Annotated in this window: 10 protein-coding genes and 1 pseudogene; 6 read left to right on the top strand and 5 right to left on the bottom strand. The window is 56.3% G+C overall.

Annotated elements, in window-relative coordinates:
* Nucleotides 1-83: 83 nt before the first annotated feature.
* The gene (locus CKO12_RS02085) at nucleotides 84-812 is read right to left on the bottom strand and encodes a hypothetical protein (RefSeq protein WP_200153069.1); all 729 of its coding nucleotides are present in this window, start codon (nucleotides 810-812) and stop codon (nucleotides 84-86) included.
* A gap of 183 nt (nucleotides 813-995) precedes the next feature.
* Here CKO12_RS02085 and CKO12_RS02080 point away from each other — a divergent pair, with 183 nt between their 5' ends.
* A complete protein-coding gene (locus CKO12_RS02080) occupies nucleotides 996-2477 on the top strand; it encodes a phosphomannomutase (protein WP_200153068.1) in 1482 nt (493 codons plus the stop codon).
* A gap of 22 nt (nucleotides 2478-2499) precedes the next feature.
* Here the strand turns inward: CKO12_RS02080 and CKO12_RS14820 are convergent.
* A pseudogene (locus CKO12_RS14820) lies at nucleotides 2500-2994 on the bottom strand (GGDEF domain-containing protein); the annotation flags it as partial.
* Nucleotides 2995-3888: 894 nt separating this feature from the next.
* On the opposite strand from CKO12_RS14820, the gene CKO12_RS02075 reads away from it, so the two are divergent.
* Both CKO12_RS02075 and CKO12_RS02070 read left to right on the top strand, forming a co-directional pair.
* Nucleotides 3889-4893, top strand: coding sequence for an HPP family protein (locus CKO12_RS02075; protein WP_242466158.1), 1005 nt, complete (start codon nucleotides 3889-3891; stop codon nucleotides 4891-4893).
* A 3-nt stretch (nucleotides 4894-4896) separates the two neighbouring features.
* Nucleotides 4897-5760, top strand: a complete 864-nt coding sequence (locus tag CKO12_RS02070) for a transporter (protein ID WP_200153066.1) — start codon at nucleotides 4897-4899, stop codon at nucleotides 5758-5760.
* An 8-nt stretch (nucleotides 5761-5768) separates the two neighbouring features.
* Here the strand turns inward: CKO12_RS02070 and hrpA are convergent, their stop codons facing one another.
* Entirely contained in the window at nucleotides 5769-9857 is a 4089-nt protein-coding gene (hrpA, locus tag CKO12_RS02065) for an ATP-dependent RNA helicase HrpA (RefSeq protein ID WP_200153065.1), read from the bottom strand.
* A 79-nt stretch (nucleotides 9858-9936) separates the two neighbouring features.
* Complete coding sequence (gene cysS / locus CKO12_RS02060; RefSeq protein WP_200153064.1) at nucleotides 9937-11325, bottom strand: cysteine--tRNA ligase; 1389 nt, start codon at nucleotides 11323-11325, stop codon at nucleotides 9937-9939.
* A gap of 361 nt (nucleotides 11326-11686) precedes the next feature.
* On the opposite strand from cysS, the gene CKO12_RS02055 reads away from it, so the two are divergent.
* Both CKO12_RS02055 and CKO12_RS02050 read left to right on the top strand, forming a co-directional pair.
* Nucleotides 11687-14647, top strand: coding sequence for a chemotaxis protein CheB (locus tag CKO12_RS02055; protein WP_200153084.1), 2961 nt, complete (start codon nucleotides 11687-11689; stop codon nucleotides 14645-14647).
* Between the two features lie 104 nt (nucleotides 14648-14751).
* Nucleotides 14752-18222 (top strand): bifunctional diguanylate cyclase/phosphodiesterase, encoded by a 3471-nt coding sequence (locus CKO12_RS02050; protein ID WP_200153063.1) that lies wholly within the window; start codon nucleotides 14752-14754, stop codon nucleotides 18220-18222.
* Here CKO12_RS02050 and CKO12_RS02045 read toward each other — a convergent pair.
* Nucleotides 18196-19263, bottom strand: coding sequence for a quinone-dependent dihydroorotate dehydrogenase (locus tag CKO12_RS02045; RefSeq protein ID WP_338032680.1), 1068 nt, complete (start codon nucleotides 19261-19263; stop codon nucleotides 18196-18198). The genes CKO12_RS02050 and CKO12_RS02045 overlap by 27 nt on opposite strands.
* Nucleotides 19264-19338: 75 nt before the next feature.
* Here CKO12_RS02045 and CKO12_RS02040 point away from each other — a divergent pair, with 75 nt between their 5' ends.
* Nucleotides 19339-19800 (top strand): OsmC family protein, encoded by a 462-nt coding sequence (locus CKO12_RS02040; RefSeq protein WP_200153062.1) that lies wholly within the window; start codon nucleotides 19339-19341, stop codon nucleotides 19798-19800.
* Nucleotides 19801-19834: the final 34 nt, after the last annotated feature.

Below are 19834 nucleotides of genomic sequence, written 5' to 3'. Positions count from 1 at the left end.
GTTGTCGGGTTTCAGTTGTCAGTAAACACAACGCTGTTACTGACAACCGATCACTGACAACTCAATCAATCAATACCAGATGATTATTGCGGAGCGATTGGAGCCGGTGGAGCGGGAGGTGCTGGCGGCAACATCGGCGCAGGCATCGTCGGCATCAAGCGCATCTCACGCGGAGCGCGGTCGTGATCGCAATCAGGATGCGAGCGCCGCATCGGTGAACGCCCAAACACAGCGCGGGCTGCTTCGCGCTGTTCCTCAGTGAATTGGTCAACGGTTTGACGATATTTTTCAAAGCGTTCCGTCATTTCCCGATGACGTTTGTCCACATCTTCCCACGCGGGCATTTCCGGCACTTCCATGCCTCGCGCTGCGGCATCAGCCTGCATCTTCTGCCAACGTTCCTCATGCGCAGCGCGACGCTCTTCCGGCGTCATCTTCTGAAAACGCTCAACGTCTTCCTGCCGCGCTTGCCGCCGTGCCTGCATGTCAGCCTGCCATTGCTGCATTGCCGGATCGTCCATCGTTGGGAACGGCGCTTCCCAAGGTGGCATTTCCGGCATATCCACGCCGATCTCAGCAGCACGAGCGCGTAATTCGGCATAACGCTGTTTGCGTTGCGCATCCAGCGCAGCGCGACGTTCATCCGCCTTGGCGCGGGCAGCATCAGCCGGAGATTGCGGCGCAGCGGGGGCAGGCGCTGCGACCGGCGCAGGTGCAGCAGCAGGTTGTTCTTCAGCTTGGGCGGTCAACAACGGTTGACTCAGCGCCAGCGCCAGTGCGAGAGAGGAAAACAGCGGGTTTAATTTAGTCACGAAATGCACAGCTCCAAATGGATGATTAGGTTGATATTGCTATTAAAGTGCGGTTCAGCGTGATTTTTACAACGGGCGTGAATACCGCTGCGGCGAGTATACAAACGATTGATTTAGTTGTCAGTTGTCGGCGACAACGCTGTTTCTGACTGACAACTCACAACTTTCTGCGGAGCTTTAACGATGGAAATAAGCGCGTTAATGCGGGATAGCGGCGTCAGTTTTGGCACCAGCGGGGCGCGAGGGCTGGTGACGGCGCTGACCGATTGGGTGGCGTATGCCTACACCGCCGGTTTTTTGCGCTATCTCAACACGGCGGGACTGCTGACGCCGGGGCAAGCAGTCGGCATCGCCGGCGATCTGCGCCCCAGCTCGCCGCGAGTGATGGTGGCCTGCGCGGTGGCGATCCGCGATCTCGGTTTTCAACCCGTCAACTGCGGCACGATTCCCAGCCCGGCGGTGGCGGCATACGGGATTGCGCACGGCATCCCGACGCTGATGGTGACGGGCAGCCACATTCCTGCTGATCGCAACGGGATCAAGTTCAATCTGCCGACGGGCGAGATTTTGAAAGCCGATGAGGAAGGCATCCGCCAGCAAACGGTGCAGCGTCCGGCGGGATATTTTGCGGAGAACGGGCAATTTCTCCACGACCAGCACCAGCACTTGCCAGCCGCAGAGGCGACGGCAGCGCAGGAATACGTCGCCCGTTATCTGCGCTTTTTTCCCGCGCATTGTTTGGAGGGCTGGCGCGTGGGCGTTTATGAGCATTCGAGCGTGGCGCGGGAAGCATTTGTCGAAGTATTGACCAAGCTGGGGGCGCAGGTGACGCGGCTGGGATATGCGCCGCAGTTTGTGCCGGTCGATACCGAAGCCATTCGCCCAGAAGATGTCGCGCTGGCGCAGGAATGGACGGCGAACGGTGCGTTTGATGCGCTGGTTTCTGCCGATGGCGACGGCGACCGCCCGTTGGTCAGCGATGCGGATGGCAACTGGCTGCGCGGTGACGTGCTCGGCGTGTTGTGTGCGCAGCAATTGGGCGCTCGCGGCGTGGTGACGCCAGTCAGCAGCAATACGGTAGTCGAAAAATGTGGCTTATTTCAGACTGTTAGCCGCACGCGCATTGGCTCGCCCTTCGTGATTGCGGGCATGAACGATCTGCTCGCAGCGGGCATCGCGCCGGTGGTCGGTTATGAAGCGAACGGCGGCGTGTTGCTGGGCAGCGCGATTGAGCGCGACGGGCGGCAGCTTGACGCTTTGCCGACCCGCGATGCGTTGATTGTGGCGGTGACGGTGTTGGCGGCGGCAGCGGCGCAGCGTTGCACGGTGGCGGCGCTGGCGGCGAGCTTGCCGCAACGGTTCACCGCCAGCGCCCGGCTGCAAAATGTCCCGACCGCGCAAAGTCTGGCGTTGCTGGCGCAGTTGACCGCTGGCGACTGGGCGCAGCAGCAGGCAACGCTGGCGCAATTTTTTGGTGCGGAATGGGGCGCGGTGGCGACAATTGATCTGACGGACGGGCTGCGGATGACCTTTACCAGCGGCGAGATTGTGCATTTGCGTCCGTCGGGCAATGCGCCGGAATTGCGCGTTTACAGTGAGGCGGATAGCGCGGAGCGGGCGGGGCGGAGTTGTCAGTTGGCAATTGCCAGTTGCCAGCAATGCTGAAATTCGGCGCAGTGACCTCGATCCGATTGCGCCCATTTTGTTTGGCACGGTAAAGCGCGGCGTCGGCACGAGCGAGCGCCATATCAGGCGTTAAATCAAGGGGTTCTGCGACTGCCAGCCCAATCGAGGCGCTGATCGGTGGCAAATCTTGACCTTGATGGCGCACCCGCAGGCAGGTCAGCGCGTGGCGCACAGCATCCAAGCGGGCAGCGGCAATCGCCAGCGTGGTTTCCGCCAGGATCACGGTAATTTCCTCGCCGCCGTAACGACACACGATGTCTTCGCGGCGCAGCGACTGCTGCAAGAATTCGCTCACCGCCCGCAATACGGCATCGCCAGCTTCGTGGCCGTATTGATCGTTGAAACGTTTGAAATGATCCAAATCCAACATGGCAACAATGAGTAATCCGCTGTTGCGTTGGCAGCGGGTGAATTCCCGCTGCAAACTCTCATTGAGATAACGGCGATTAAATAACCCGGTCAGCGGATCGCGGATTACTTCCTCCCGCAATTGCATTTCCAGATATTTGCGCTCGGCGATGTCCTGTTCTAATTCTTGCTGCACCAAACAATAGTCGTGCTCAATGCGCTGCGCATTCATAATAATTTGTCCCAACACGATCAGCAATGTTGTGCCGATGTTGATCAAAATAAACACTGCTTGACCGGATGCAACCATAAGATTAGGAAGCGACTCTTCATAAAATCCGGTATAGCCAATGCGGATCAAGGTTGTTAAAGCCAAGAAACTCAGCGCCAGCGCCAGAAATTGATCGCCTGATCCAAACCACGCCGGTCGCTGCGTGAGCAAAATAAATACCGCCCATGCCATGAATGCGCAGGTGTAAATACACCACACTAAAATGCGCATTTTGGTATCCGGCACTACGGAAGTAAACCAAATAAATAACACGATAAATGACAGCAGCGCGATGATTTCTATGCCGGCAGAGACTTTGCGGTTGCGGAATATGCGCAGTCCATGTCCAATCAGTATGATGTCCACGAACAAAAGGATATTGGCGAGGATGATGGTCAACCACGGTGATAATTGGTCGCGGGGTAGAAATAATAGTGAACCTAGCATTCGACACAGGGTGCCAAGCGTCCAATATCCGAAACCAAGATAAACACGGCGGGTTAAAAAAATAGTTGCCATGCTTAAAGTACCCGCCAGCGCCATGACGATACCAACAATCACGAGTGTTTTTATATCCATCGCGTTATCACCTTATCGTATATTAAACAGCGTAGGATTGAAACAAACCATGATCTGCACCGACCATAATCACATTTTTCCCGCAGCAAATGCCATCATACCAATACTTTTTCGCTACGTTTGTATTATTCTAATAATGGCTATTTTGCTCACTGCACCCACCGGTAATTATTGCCATGAATATGATGTTAATTGCCAGTTGCCAGTCAGCACTGCGGGCGGGAGCTGAACGTGATGTTTAATCGCCACAATTGGCTCGGCATTCAGCGCCAAACCGTCAGCCACGCGGAAAAGTTGCTCGCCACGCTCGGCGGCACGGTCAGCATCGCGCTGGTTTATGGTCTCAGCGCGGCGCTGCTTGACGGCGCTGCCGCGCAGTTGTTGCTGGCGTCGATGGGCGCATCCGCAGTGCTGCTGTTTGCGGTGCCGCACGGGCCGTTATCACAACCTTGGCCGCTGCTCGGCGGGCATCTCGTCGGCGCGACCATCGGCGTGAGCTGTGCGCTGTTACCACTGCCGTTGGCGCTCAACGCCGCGCTCGCAGTGGGGATGACGATTGGAATGATGCACCTGCTGCGCTGCACGCATCCGCCCGGCGGCGCAACAGCTTTAACGGCCGTCATCGGCGGCGCGGCGGTACACGAGCTGGGGTTTTATTTCGTCATCGCGCCGGTCGCACTCAACGCGCTGGCGCTGCTAACGGTCGCGGTCGCCTTCAATTATCCACTGCGCACCCGGCGCTATCCGGCAGCACTCGCCATCGCTGCCGAGGCGCAACGCACGGCTGCTGCGCCAGCAACGCCGCCGCCGATTGAACACGCGCATTTGGTCGCCGCGTTGAGCGAAATCGACAGTTATCTCGATATTTCTGAGCACGATTTGCTGCGGATTTATCAATTGGCGACGCAGTTTGCGGACGCGGAGGTGGTGGAACATCCGCCGCTGCAAGTCGGCAGTTGTTATAGCAACGGTCGCTTTGGCGGTGAATGGGAAGTGCGCGAGGTGCGGGCGCTGCCGACGGTACCGCGAGCGCGGGTGGAATTTGCCATCGTTGCTGGCGCTCGGCGGCGGCAGTGCGGCAATTGCAGCTTAAGTACTTTTCAACGCTGGGCGGCGCATGAGGTGAGCCGTGATGAAAATTCATGGCGACCGGTGGCGCAGACGGGCGCTGCGGAAATGCCGCAGGTGCCGGATTAAATCATGCTGATACGCCATCGCTATGCCTGCATTATTTCATTGCTGACCAGTCTGTTAGTCGCGCCAACGTGGGCGCTTGATATACAGCCCGGTGATTTGCGAGCGCCTAAAATCGGCATGAATTTTATGCAATTGATTGCCCAACAAAGCGAATTCAAAGAACGCTATGTGAATGGGAAGTTGCAGCCGGGTGATTCTCAATTTGAGACTTCGCAGCTCTTTGTGCGTGTCGGGCATGTGTTTGATGCAGCGGAAAAACCGCTGTTATTTTTCGTGCAAACACCAGTGGCGACTGTGCAGCCGTCAGATCAAGACAGCGTAAATGGTATTGGGGATACGGCTTTTTTATTGGCATTCTGGCCTTACGCTAATTCTGAAACCCAAACTTATTTTAGCGTTGGCGCTTATTTATTTGCGCCGACCGGCAATTATCACGATGACCGCAGTTTTAATCTCGGTGAAAACCGTTATCGCGGCGCATTACAAATGGGTGTGCAAGCGCCGTTGACGCATCGTTCGCGGTGGATGCTGGCGCTGGATACGATGTGGTATGGCGAAAATGCTGAGTTTGGGCAACGCCACAATCTGCTGGAAAAAGCGCCGCTTACTACCGCGCAGGTCAGCGTTCAATATGACGTGTTGCCCGGTTACACGCTGGCTGCCAGCTATTTCTACACGGTTGGCGGCGAAACCAGTCTCAACGCGGTGCGCCTGCACGATTCGACCGAACTCTATCGCTATCAACTCACGGGCACGGCTAGATTTTCTTTCGGGCGAATCAGCTTGCAATACGGCGGCGATCTCGAAACCAAAAATGGCTGGCGCGAAAATAACCGCTTGATTTTGCGTTATGCGACGTATTTTTGAGGCGCGATTTACAATCCCAACTCGCGCCAGCGGGCTTGAATGCGTTTGACCGACACCGGCGCAGGTGTGCCCAATTGCTGGGCAAACAGCGCCACGCGCAACTCCTCGATTAACCAACGAATTTCCTCCAAACGCGGATCATCGCGTCCGGCAGCAGTCGCTGCGTCCATCCGCTCGCGCCAGCGGGTTTGCAGCTCCGCCATTTCCCGCAACCATTGCTGATCGCGGCTCGGCGCGTGGGCGAGGCGCTCCAGTCGCTGCTCCATCGCTTTGAGATAACGCGGGTAATTTTTGAGCTGCGCAAAAGGGATTTGCAGCAGAAAACCGCGAAAAATCAAGCCGTCAAGCTGGGCGCGAAGGTCAAGCACCGACGGCAGCCAATTGGCTTGGGTGCTGGTGGCGAGCTGTTTTCGCAGCGTGTGATAGCTCGCCAGAATGCCGCCGATGAGTTTGCACACTGCGGTCGTCGTCGGCAGCAACTGCGCTTTGCAGTCGGTTAAACGCTGTTCAAACTCGGTTTGATTGCGCAACGGCGGACGGTCTTCGGTGAACGTTAAATCGAAAATCAGCGCCAGCAGGTCGTCGGATAAATCCTTGCCAGCGTTAGAGATCGCTCGCCCACCTACGGTGGGCAAAATCCCCCCCTGCCCCCCTTTTTCAAAGGGGGGAGATGAAGAAAACCCATCTTTGGAAAAGGACACATCAAAGCCCCCCTTTGAAAAAGGGGGGTTGGGGGGATTTGAGATCGGGCGGTTGGGATTTGATGAAATAAGCGGCGCTTTCGCATACAACAACCGCATCCGCTCTAAATCGGTCAATTGTTTGCGGAGCTGGCGCAGCTCGGCGCTGAGATGCAGCATCAATAAACGCCGCACACCGTCGCGCTGCGCTCGTGCCGCATTTTCCGCTGAATCCAGCACCCGAATGGATACGCTGTCGCCGCCGTCCACCAGCGCCGGATAACCGCGCAGCGTGATTCCAGCCCGCGTCAAATCCACCGCTTCCGGTAAATCGCCGAAATTCCAACGGGTTAAATCGTCGCGCTCTAAATCGCTGCTCGGCAAATGCGCAAAACCGTGTTGCGCCTGCTCGCCAAATTCGCGCTTCAGCCGCAGCGAATCGGCATCCAGCGCCAGCTCGGTGCCGGTCTCGTCAATCAGTTTGACCTTCATCCGCAGATGTTCGGGAATCGCGTTCACATCCCACGCATCTTCGGGAATCTGCACCCCCGTCATCGTTTTGAGCGTTTCCGCCAGCGCCTGAATCAACGGGCGTTCTGACGGTTTGAGGCGAGCGGCGAGTCGTGCGGCAGTATCGGGAATCGGCACGAGCTGCTTGCGCCACACTTTGGGCAAACCCCGCAACAGCGCGGTGATCCGCTCGGTCAACAATCCCGGCACCAGCCAATCCAGCCGATCTGCGGAAATCTGGTTAATCAGCGGCAGCGGCACGGTCACGGTCACGCCGTCGCTCGCCGCGCCCGGCTCAAAGTGATAATCCAGCGGCAGCGCCGTCGCGCCAACGTGCAGGCGGTCGGGAAAGGAAGTTGGCGTGATGTCGGCGGCGTCGTGGCGCATCAAATCGTTCAAGCGCAGATGCAGCAGTTTGGGATTGCTGCGCGTGGCGTGGCGCAGCCATTGCTCAAATTGCGGCGTTGAATAAATGCCCGACGGCACGCGCTCGGCATAAAACCGATAAACCGCTTCATCATCGACGCGGATGTCACGGCGGCGCGATTTAGCTTCGAGCTGGTCGATTGATTCAATCAATTCGCGGTTGTGTCGCCAAAATGGAGCGCGAGTTTTGAAATCACCTTCGGTCAGCGCAAAGCGCAGAAAAATCTCGCGGGCTTCAGCGGGATTGAGCGGGCCGTAATTGACGCGGCGTTTGGGCACCAACACAACGCCAAACAACGTCACCCGTTCAAAGGCGGCGACTTGCCCAGATTTCGCTTCCCAGTGCGGTTCGGAATAGCTGCGCTGGAGTAAATGTTGAGCGGCGCTTTCAATCCACGCTGGCTGCACTGCGGCGGCGATGCGCCCATATTGGCGCGTGGTTTCGACGCGCTCGGCGACAATGACCCATTTTGGCGGTTTGGCGGCCAGCCCCGAACTCGGATGAATTTGAAACTTGCTATTCCGCGCACCGAGATAATCGCGTTCTGCGCCTTTGAATCCGATATTGCCGAGCAGACCGGCGAGCAGGGCGCGGTGAAGCGCGTCAAATAATGCCTTCGGTTCTTTTTCAATAACCGACGGCGATGACTTAAATCCCATTTCCAACATTTGCTCGCGCAATTGGCTATGCACATCACGCCATTCCTGCACCCGATTCACCGATAAAAAATGCCGCTGGCATAACTTCGCAAACTTATTTCTGGATAACGCATGACGTTGTTGATCCAGAAAATTCCACAGCTTTACGAAAGTGAGAAAATCCGAATGCTCGTGGCGGAACGTGTTGTGAATCTCATCTGCGGCTTGCTGCTTTTCCAACGGGCGCTCACGCGGGTCTTGCACACTCAACGCCGCCGCAATAATCAACATCTCATCCAAACAAACGTGCTCGACTGCCGCCAGCAACATCCGCCCGATGCGCGGATCAACCGGCAGCCGTCCCAACTGTTTGCCCAGCGCCGTTAAATCGCCCGCCGCATCGACTGCGCCCAATTCCTCCAGCGTCCGATAACCGTCGGTAATTAAACGAGAATCTGGCGGATCAATAAACGGAAAATGCTCAATCGCGCCGAAGCCGAGCAATTTCATCTGCAAAATGACGGCAGCCAGATTGGTGCGGGAGATTTCTGGCTCGGTGAAGACGGTGCGAGACTGGAAATTCTCCTCGCTATACAAGCGGATGCACACGCCAGCCGCCACCCGCCCGCAGCGACCTTGCCGCTGATTCGCCGATGCCTGCGCGATCCGTTCGACCGGCAGCCGCTGCACCTTCGTGCGATGGCTGTAGCGACTGATCCGCGCAAAACCGGGATCAATCACATAATGAATGCCCGGCACGGTCAGCGAGGTTTCCGCGACATTTGTCGTCAAAATCACCCGCCGCGAGCTGTGCGCCTGAAAAATCCGCGCTTGTTCCTGCGGACTTTGCCGCGCAAACAGCGGCAGAATCTCAGTTGACGGCGGATGATGCTGGCGCAGCGTTTCCGCCGTGTCCCGAATCTCGCGCTCACCCGATAAAAACACCAACACATCGCCGCGCCCGTGCAGCGCCAGCTCGCCAACTGCCGCTGAAATCGCCTGCTGCATCGCGTCATCGCGCTCGCCCGCACTTTCATCCTCAGCCGGCGGGCGATAGCGCACCTCAACCGGATAAGTGCGCCCCGAAATCTCAATAATCGGCGCAGGCTGCGCGTGCGCGTCGGCAAAATGGCGGGCAAATCGCTGCGGGTCGATGGTCGCCGAAGTCACAATCACCTTGAGATCGGGACGACGCGGCAAAATCCCGCGCAGATAACCGAGCAGAAAATCAATGTTCAAACTGCGCTCGTGCGCCTCGTCGATGATGAGCGTGTCGTATTCGGTGAGCAGCCGATCTTGTTGAATTTCCGCCAATAAAATCCCGTCAGTCATCAATTTGATGCAGCTTTCCGGGCGGCTGCGATCATGGAACCGCACCTTGTAACCCACCAGATTGCCGGTCTCGCCGCCCAGCTCCTGCGCCACGCGACTGCACAGCGTCCGCGCCGCGATCCGCCGTGGCTGCGTGTGCCCGATCCGCCCCGTGCGCCCGCGCCCCAGCTCAAGACAGATTTTCGGCAACTGCGTCGATTTACCCGAACCAGTTTCGCCACATAAAACAATGACTTGATGCTGCGCGATCAACTCAGCAACTTCGGCGCGACGCTCGCTGACCGGCAAGGCTTCGGGATAGTCAATCGTTGGCGGCACCAACGCAGCGCGGCGTTCGACAAGTGCTTGAGAGTGCTGAATTTCTAGCCAGAGTTTCGCCAAACTTTGATCGAACGGTTGACCGGCGCTGGCGCGTTGCCGCAAGCCGCGCCGCCGTGAGCGGAAGTTGTGACGGTCGCGGATTAAACAGCGATTGAGATCGGTATCAGAAGGAAAAGTTGGCGTATTCAAAATGGATAAACTGAATAATGATAACGAATAAAAAAGAGGAGGCTGCCGCAATACAATTTACGCAGTGCGGCAGCATCAGTTATGCGCTCAAACGCCGCCAAATCGTGCCCTGCGGACTATCTTCTAAAACGATTCCCGCCTCAGTTAAAACTGCCCGCAAACGATCCGCTTCTGCCCATTGTTTTGCAGTTCGCGCTGCCAAACGTTGCGCAATAAGATCATCAATCTCGGCATCACTCAAACCGCCAGCACTGGCATCACCGCGCAAATACACTTCCGCATCACCTTGTAATACACCCAGCACTGCGCCCAAGGTACGCAATTGCGCTCCTAACGCGGCAGCTTGCGCCAGATCAACCGTGCGCAGACGATTGATTTCTCGTGCTAAATCAAACAATACCGCGAGTGCTTCCGGGGTATTAAAATCATCATCCAACGCAGCATTAAATCGCTCTTGAAATTGCGGCTCGGTGCTGACAGCAGCGGCAGGTAAATTGCGCAAAGCTGTATAAAAGCGCGTCAACGCACTCCGCGCATTTTGGAGATTGTCATCATCATAATTGAGCGGACTGCGATAATGACTGCTCAAAATAAAGTAGCGGATTTCTTCGGGACGGTAGCGTTGCAAAATCTCGCGCACCGTAAAGAAATTTCCCAATGATTTTGACATCTTTTCTTCATTAACACGCACAAAACCGTTGTGCATCCACACATTCACATACTGCTCACCAGTGGCTGCTTCTGATTGTGCAATTTCGTTTTCGTGATGTGGAAATTGTAAATCCGCGCCGCCACCGTGAATATCAAAATGATTGCCCAACGCGCAGGTACTCATTGCCGAGCATTCAATATGCCAACCGGGTCGCCCCATCCCCCACGGTGATTCCCAACACGGTTCATCGGGTTTTGCGGCTTTCCATAATACAAAATCCAAAGGATCGCGTTTTGATTCATCAATTTCAATGCGAGCGCCAGCGCGTAATTCTTGCAGATTTTTACCAGACAATGCGCCATACGTTGGAAATTGTTTCACTGCATAATACACATCGCCATTTGCGGCAGCATACGCAAAGCCTTTTTCAATTAACGTGCGCACCATCGCAATGATTTCAGCGATATGCGCGGTGGCGCGAGGTTCAGCCGTTGGCGCTAATACGCCTAAAGCGGCGGAATCGTCGTGCATGGCTTGAATAAAACGCTCAGTTAAAGCGGCGATTGATTCGCCATTCTCGGCAGCGCGGCGAATGATTTTGTCATCAATATCGGTGATGTTGCGCAAATAGGTGACGTCATAACCCAGCGCCTGCAAATAGCGATAAACGACATCAAAAACGACTAATACTCGCGCATGACCGAGGTGGCAATAATCATAAACGGTCATGCCGCAGACATACATCCGCACCTTGCCGGCTTCAATGGGTTGTAAAGGTTCTTTGCGACGAGTCAGCGTATTATAAATCTGGAGCATTGTATTGTTATCTCAGTGTAATCAGGTGAAATAATGACGCGCTCATCATAATCAACTTTTTGATCTAATGCGTGCGGCGTTTGCAATGGTGGCGACCGCCAGTTTTAGTCAATCCAGCGGGTGCGGCTATTCCCGCGTTTGTGAGTAACGGTCGGAGCCTAAGCAGAATCGGTATACTTGCCGGTGCCGCCTCGGTGCGCAGCGCTGCAAGTGCAGTTGCGCGATTTTGCAGTTGTTAAGAATTTTTGGAGCGAGAAGTGATGGGCGTCGCCCATGAACTAACAGGAACTGACAGAGCACCACCGCCATGAGTGACGATAATACTAGCGAACACGCCCTTGAATCTTTAATCGAGCTGGATATGCCACATCCGCGTTTGACCTCTAATGGCAACCGTTTCAAAGGTTACGTCGTCGCCGTTGGCGCTTCCGCTGGCGGGCTGGACGCGCTGGAGCGCTTTTTTCAAGGACTGCCGGCGACTACCGGCGCGGCTTATGTCGTGATTCAGCATCTGTCGCCCGATCATAAAAGCATGATGGCCAATCTGCTTTCGCGCCACACCGCGATGCCGGTGGTGACGGTTGAGCACGATATGAAGATCGAAGCGGATCGGGTGCATCTGATTCCGCCCGCCAGCATGATGAGCGTATCTGGTGACGTGTTGCGCCTCAGCCCTAAAAATCCGCGTGGTTTAACGCTGCCGGTCGATCATTTTTTCAGTTCGCTGGCCAAAGAATTCGGCAATCGCGGCATCGGCGTCATTCTGTCCGGCACTGGCTCCGACGGCACTCGCGGCTCGGTGGTCATTAACGACGCGGGTGGTTTTTTGCTGGCGCAGGACCCGGAATCAGCGAAATTTGACGGGATGCCGCGCAGCGTGATTGCCACCGGTTTGGTGGACGCGATCTTGCCGCCCGAAGAGCTCGGCCCGCGTCTGCTTGAGCACATTCATCAATTACCCCACGTTAAAATTCGGATGCCAGTGTTGGCGACGGAAATCGATCAAGACAACGCCCACGAGGAGGTGATGCACCTGTTGCAACACTCCGGCGGCATTAACTTCCGCGAATATAAACCGGCGACGGTGATGCGGCGGATGGAGCGGCGGATGCAAGTGCGCCAAACCCCCGATTTGCTCAATTATGTGCGCCTGTTGAGCGCAGATCGCGGCGAGTTGGCGACGCTGCGGCGTGAGCTGCTGATTCCCGTCACCAGCTTTTTTCGTGATCCCGAAGCCTTTGAAATTCTTTCAGAAACGGCGGTGAAAACCATCGTCGCCGAGCGCCCCGATAATCAACCGATTCGCGTCTGGGCACCCGGCATCGCCACTGGTGAAGAAGCCTATTCGTTGGCAATTTTGTTTGCCGAAGCCTTTGATCGGGCGCGGCGTTGGCCGAATTTCAAGCTGTTTGCGACCGACGTGGAATCGCAAAACGTCGAAGTCGGCGGCGCGGGCGTGTTTTCCGAAGCGATCACCGCTGAAATCTCGCCAGAACGGTTGGAAAAGTTCTTTTTACGGCGCGGCAATCATTTCGTCGTCAAAACCGAGATTCGCCAAAGCATCGTCTTTGCCCGCCACAATTTGCTGGAAGACCCGCCATTCACGCGCATGGATTTGGTGTCCTGCCGCAACCTGTTGATTTATTTCCGTTCTGAAGCGCAAGAACGGGCGCTGCGGCGGCTGCAATACGCGATGGCACCGGGCGGATTTATGTTTCTCGGCCCCAGCGAAACGCTCGCCAATCTGCAAACCGATTTCACCGCCGTCAGCTCCAAACACAAAATTTATCGGATTCTGCGCCACGTCGCGCTGCCGCTGGATACCGCGATTGCCACCTTGTCGCGCAGTTCCGTCACCGGAGCGCGGCCGCGTCCGGGCATTCGCACGCACGGGGTGGCGAGCGATGCAGCGGCGATTGATGCCGCGCAAAATCTGTTGCTGCGCAGCTACGCGCCGACCAGTTTGCTGCTCAATCAACGCCATGATTTGCTACACGTTTTTGGCGATGTCAGCCATTATCTGCGCATCGGCGAGGGCGCGGTAACGCTGGATTTAGCCAAGTTACTGCCGAGTTCGCTGGTCGCCATTGCCAAGGCGCTGCTCTACAAAGCGGCGCGAGATCGTGCGCCGCTGCGATCTGATTTGCTCGGTCTGTCGCTGGACGACAAGCGCACCGAACGGCTGCGGCTGGTGGCGCGTCCGCTGGAGCCGCCACACGGCGAGCCGCATTTGCTGCTGTCGTTTGAAACCGAGTCACCGTTGACGATTTCCGACGAGGGCGAGGTAGCGGCGAATCTGGCAGCGGCTGGCGTCACGCCGGCGCAGATTGAAACCCTGAGCCTTGACCGTGAAACCGCGCAGCGGTTGGAAACGTTGGAGCGGGAGCTGGCAGCGACGCGAGAAAGTTTGCAGGCGACGATTGAGGAATTAGAAACTGCAAATGAGGAATTACAAGCCACCAATGAAGAATTGATGGCATCGAATGAAGAACTGCAAAGTTCTAATGAAGAACTGCAATCGGTGAATGAAGAGCTGTACACCGTCAACGCGGAAAACCAAGAGAAGATTGAAATTCTTAATCGCCTCAACGCCGATTTAGACGGCATGGCAAAAGCGGCATCTATTGCCACCGTTTTTGTGGATTCGCAATTGCGTTTAACCCGCTTCACTCCTGAAGCAACTGCGCTATTCAAAATCCGCGATGGCGATTTGGGACGCCCGATTGATGATTTCACCAACTTGTTGCAATACCCCGAATTCTTACCCGAATTGCATCGCACCATCGCCAGCGGTGAAATGCTCCAACACGAGATTGACGCCGCGAATGGACGCCATTATTTAGCGCGGGTGTTGCCGTATGCAGTGCGTTCTGGTGAAGCGCGGGGCGCGGTGGCAACCTTTGTGGATATTACGACGCTGCGCGATGTGGAACGGCTGCAAGCGGTGCTGGATTCATTGCCAGAGCATGTTGCGGTATTGGATGCCAATGGCGTCATTACAATGGTGAATCGTTCTTGGCAAGAATTCGCCAAAGACAACAATCATTTGTCGCTACAACAATCGGGATTGGGAACGAATTATTTGGACGTGTGCGATCTGCGGCAGATTGCGGATGAAACGACGGTTAAAGAAGCCATGCTGGGCATTCGGCGCGTGCTTGAAGGCAATGCCGAGGCGTTTTCAATTGAATATCCACGTCACACGCCCACCGAGCAACGCTGGTATGTGATGCACGTTGCGCCAATTAAACATCCGGGTGGCGGCGTGATTATTAGTCATATCAATGTGAGCAAGTGGGTGTCGGGGCGGTTGCAACCATGATTAACGCACTTGACTGACAACTGACAACTGATAACGCATTAAACTGACAACTTCATTTTTTAACGAATAACAGTTATCTCTTTTGTTTTATCGCGGAAAAGCGAATGAGCACTCGAAAAGAAACGGAGCAAGATGATGCACGGCGGATTAAAGAACTAATGAGCATTTCGCCGGAAGAATTGCGCGAACGGGCGCTAGAAGCATTGCATCACAAGCGTTTTGATCTCGCCGATAAGGTGTTGGCTAATAGCGATGTTGAAGTCACCGCTCTTGTTGAAAATTTGCGGATTTATCAAGCCGAACTTGAAATTCAAAATGAAGAATTGTTGCGCAGTCAGCGCCACAGCCATAACGCGCTCCATCGCTTCACGTCTTTTTTTAATACGTTGCCTATTGCAGAATTGGTGATTGATCGCACCGGTTTAGTCAAAGAAAGTAATCTCGCAGCGCAGCGCCTGTTTCATCTCCGCGATGTCCATTTTCATCAACACTTTTTCGCCCGCCTGATTGAAGAAAGTGATCGCGGTACCGTCATTGGCGCGTGGTCTAAATTGACCGGCACCCAAACGCTCGAACTCACAGAAGTCCATTTTCGCGGCAGCGCGAACGGCGCTTTTATCGGCGATGTGCATTTTGCGTCCTTGCCGACGACTGAAGATGCGCCGCCGCAATTTGTCTGCGCGGTGATCGACCGCACCGAGGCCGTGCGCCAGCGCCAAGATTTGCTTGAAACCAGCGAACGCTTGCGCCGCAGCGAAGCCAATTTGAAAGAACGCTTGAAAGAATTGGCGTGTTTGCACGACGTGCTGGCGCTGACCCATCAAGCCAACGCGCCCGTCGCGGCGACGCTGCGCCAAGTGGTCGAACGGCTGCCGGAGGCGTGGCAATTTCCTGAGCTGGCGGAAGCGCGGATTCGGCTGCCGGAGTTCACCTTTCAAACCGCTGGCTTTGCCATCACCGACTGGATGTTGACTGCCCGCTTGTTTCTCGCCAAAGGCTGTGAAGGTGACATCGCCGTCATCTATCGCGCCCCGCCGCCGGGCGCAGAGCGCGTTTACTTTTTGCACGAAGAACAATCGCTGTTGATGGCCGTCGCCACCCATGTCTCCGGCTTTTTAGATCGCAACGCCGATGAAGAACATCTGCGCGACAGCCGCGAACGCTATCGCGTGCTGGCGCAATACAGCCCCGACTGGGAATACTGGCTCGGCCCCGACGGCACCTATCGCTACATGTCGCCCGCGTGCCTCAAATTGTCTGGCTATCCGCCGGAAGCCTTCCTCCACGATCTCAACCTCTTCAGCCATTTAGTGCATCCCGCCGACCGCGAGATTTGGCATCGGCACGGCAGCGCGTTAACCATCGCGCCAGATGAGGAAGCTGTTGATTGCATTGAGTTTCGCATCATCGCCCGCGACGGCGAGGAACGCTGGATTGAGCATATTTGCAATCCCGTCATCAGCGAAGACGGGCGCTATCTCGGACGGCGCGGCGTCAATCGCAACATCACCTCCCGCAAACGTTTTGAGGAGGCGCTGAAACGCAGCGAGGATTTCCTCAACGCCACCGGACGCATGGCCAAAGTGGGCGGCTGGGAATTTGATCCCGTCACCAACGCGCTGCGCTGGACGCCCGTCACCTTTGACATCTTTGAGCTGCCGCAAACCGCCACGCTATCGTTTGCGCAAAGTTTGAAATTCTTTCATCCCAACGACCGCACCAAGCTCGAAAAAGTGGTCGATATTGCCGTCTCGCTCGGTCAACCTTTTGATTTACAAGCACGACTCATCACCGCCCGCCAGCGTTCCATCTGGGTGCAGATCGCCTGTGAAGCGGTGTTGGAACATGGCGTCGTCGTCAAACTGTTGGGCACCATTCAAGATGTCACCGCCCGCATGGAGGCTGACAAATCGCTGCGGCAGGCGGCGCGAGTGTTTGAAAACACCGCCGAAGGCGTGGTCATTACCGATCCCGAAGAGCGCATTTTGGCGGTCAATCGCGCCTTCGTCGAAATCACCGGCTACACCGAAGAAGAAGTGCTCGGAGCCACCCCGCGCTTGCTCAATTCCGGGCGGCACTCGCCTGAGTTTTATCGGGAGATGTGGGTAGAGTTACAGCGCACCGGACAATGGCGCGGCGAGTTGTGGAATCGCCACAAAAACGGACAGATTTATCCCGAATTGATGACCATCAGCGCCGTCGTCGATAGCAGCGGCGAATTGACGCACTACGTCGGCGTGTTCCGCGACATCACCCATCTCAAACGCTCGGAAGAAAAGCTGGCCTATCTCGCCCACCACGACGCGCTCACCGGCTTGCCCAATCGCAGCCTGTTTCAAGCGCGGCTGGAGCAATGTCTGCAACGCGCCGCCCGCTATCAGCGCCAAGTCGGGCTGGTCTTTTTGGATTTGGATCGCTTCAAAACCGTCAACGACACGCTCGGCCATCCCATCGGCGATGCGTTGCTCAAACAGGTGGCGACGGTGCTGGCAAAGCAGGTGCGCGAAGCCGACACCATCGCCCGTCTCGGCGGTGATGAATTCGTGATTATTCTCGACGACATTCCCGCGCTGCGGTTCGCCACCAACTTTGTCGAGCGGCTGCTGGCCGCATTCAGCCAACCCTTTATCGTCGAAGGGCATGAGTTGTTTGTCACCGCCAGCATGGGCGTGAGTCTGTATCCGCAAGACGGCGAGAACATTGATGCGCTGGTGCGTCATGCCGACATCGCCATGTATCAAACCAAAAACAGCGGTCGCAATGGCTTTAGTTTCTTTAACACCGCCATGACCGAAGGTGTGACCGAGCGCCTGCGCTTGGAGCACGATCTGCACGGGGCGCTGCAACGGCAGGAATTTATCCTGCACTATCAACCGCAACTGAGCTTACACAACACGCAGCACCTGTGCGGCGTGGAGGCGCTGTGCCGCTGGCATCACCCCGTGCTGGGATTGATTCCGCCCAACCAATTTATCCCGATAGCCGAAGACGTTGGCTTGATTGATCGGCTCGGCGCGTGGGTGCTGGAGGAAAGCTGTCGGCAGATGATTGCTTGGGATCATGCCGGGTTCCGAGTGCCGCGCTTGGCGGTCAATCTGTCGGTGCGGGAGCTGGAGCGCGGCAATCTGGTTGACGAAATCGCCGACATCTTGCAACGCACCGGCATCACGCCCGACCGTTTGGAGCTGGAAGTCACGGAGTCGATGATCATGCGCAATCCGGAGGTGGGGATTCAGGCGCTGGTGGCATTGCGGGAGCTGGGAGTGACGCTGGCGGTAGATGATTTTGGTACCGGCTATTCGTCGCTGTCGTATCTCAAGCGGCTGCCGCTCAACCGCTTGAAAATTGATCGTTCCTTCGTCGAAAAGCTGACCGAAGACCCGAATGATGACGCGATTGTGCGGGCGATTTTGGCGCTCGGCAGCAGCTTGGGACTCGAAACGCTCGCCGAAGGCATTGAAACCTTGGGACAAATCGACTTTCTCGTCGCGGAAGGCTGCATCGAAGGTCAGGGATATTTATTCAGTCGTCCGCTGCTGCCGGAAGTGTTAGCTGACGCTTGGCGCTTGCGCTGAACGCAACCAGCGGCAGCTCGCCCGCACCAGACTCGGCCCGTAATAAATCAAACCGCTGTAAAGCTGCACGAGATTGGCACCGGCTGCCAATTTCGCCGCCACATCAGCCGGCGTCATCACCCCGCCGACGCCAATCAACACCGGCGTCGGCCCCACCTCCGCTCGCACTTTCCGCAATAACTCGGTGCTCCGCGCCAGCAGCGGTCGTCCCGATAAACCGCCACTCATGCCCGCCGTCGCCGTCATCACGCCCTCAAATTGAATCGTTGTGTTCGTCAACACCAAACCGGCGCAACCGGCATCCAGCGCCGCGTGAGCGCAGGCCAGCGCATCGTCATCCGCCAAATCCGGTGCCAATTTGAGCAGCAGCGGACGCGGGCGACTCAGGCGCTGATTGGGTTCCTGCACCGCCGCGATGATCCGCGTCACCTCGTCCACCCGCTGCAAATCGCGCAAGCCGGGCGTGTTGGGACTGGAAATGTTGACCACCACATAATCGGCCAACGCGCCCACCCGTTCAAAACTCTGGCGATAATCAGCCGCAGCCTGTTCTGGCGGGGTGATTTTGGATTTGCCGAGATTGACGCCGAGCGGCACTTGCAGCAGTCCTCGCGCCCGCACCCGTTCCAACTGCGTCGCCAGCGCGGCTGCGCCCGCGTTGTTAAAACCCATCCGGTTGATGATTGCGCCGTCACGAGGCAGGCGAAATAATCGCGGACGCGGATTGCCCGGCTGCGGGTGCGCCGTCACCGTGCCCACTTCAATCAAGCCACATCCCAACGCCTGCCACGCCGCAATCGCTACCGCGTCTTTATCCAAACCCGCCGCCACACCAATTGGATTGGGAAACCGCAGCCCAAGGGCGTCAACCGCTAAACTGGGCGTCCGCGCCACATCGGTGCTGGATAATTTGCCATCAAACCGCGCTGACCACTGCGCCAGCACGCGCAAAGTAAGATTGTGAGCACGCTCAGGATCAAGCTGGAACAGCAACGGTCGCAATAATGACCAAACGGGGCTGGCGTCTATCGTATGATTCACTGGTTTATTCACTCCAAAGCACTCAAAAAGTCGGTTTTCATTTCCGCTGTGCGCAGCATTTTTTAGGACGCAATCATGTCAGAAGAAGGTCGTTTTATTATTCACCTCACGCAGCAAGAAGGGTTTCAAATTAACGCGGCGTTTGATTGGAAACGCGCCCCAGATTTATTGATGGACGAGCCACCGCCGCTGGGTGAACAAAAAGGCCCGAATGCCTCGCGCCTGCTCGCTGCCGCTGCCGCCAATTGTTTAAGCGCCAGCTTGTTGTATTGCGTATTCAAAGAAGAGCCGCCAGACAATTGTTTGCGGAGCGAGGTGATTTGCATCATGGGACGCAATGCGCAAAAACGGCAACGCATCACCGGTTTGGAAGTCACGTTGATTGTGAGCGCAGCAATCACTGATTCACCGCGTTTTGCCCGTTGTAAAACGCTGTTTGAAGATTTCTGCGTGGTGTCCGCCAGCATTCGCCAAGGTATTCCGCTGCGCGTCACCGTCCAAAATGAAGCAGGCGAAATGCTGCACCAATCCGAATGACGCCAAGTGCTGCGTCCGACCTGTCCACTGCCAA

The organism is Chromatium okenii (genome assembly GCF_016583745.1).
Classification (GTDB): Bacteria; Pseudomonadota; Gammaproteobacteria; order Chromatiales; family Chromatiaceae; genus Chromatium; species Chromatium okenii.
The sequence above is the reverse complement of the archived record's forward strand: the minus strand, read 5'-3'. Positions and strand labels throughout refer to the sequence as shown.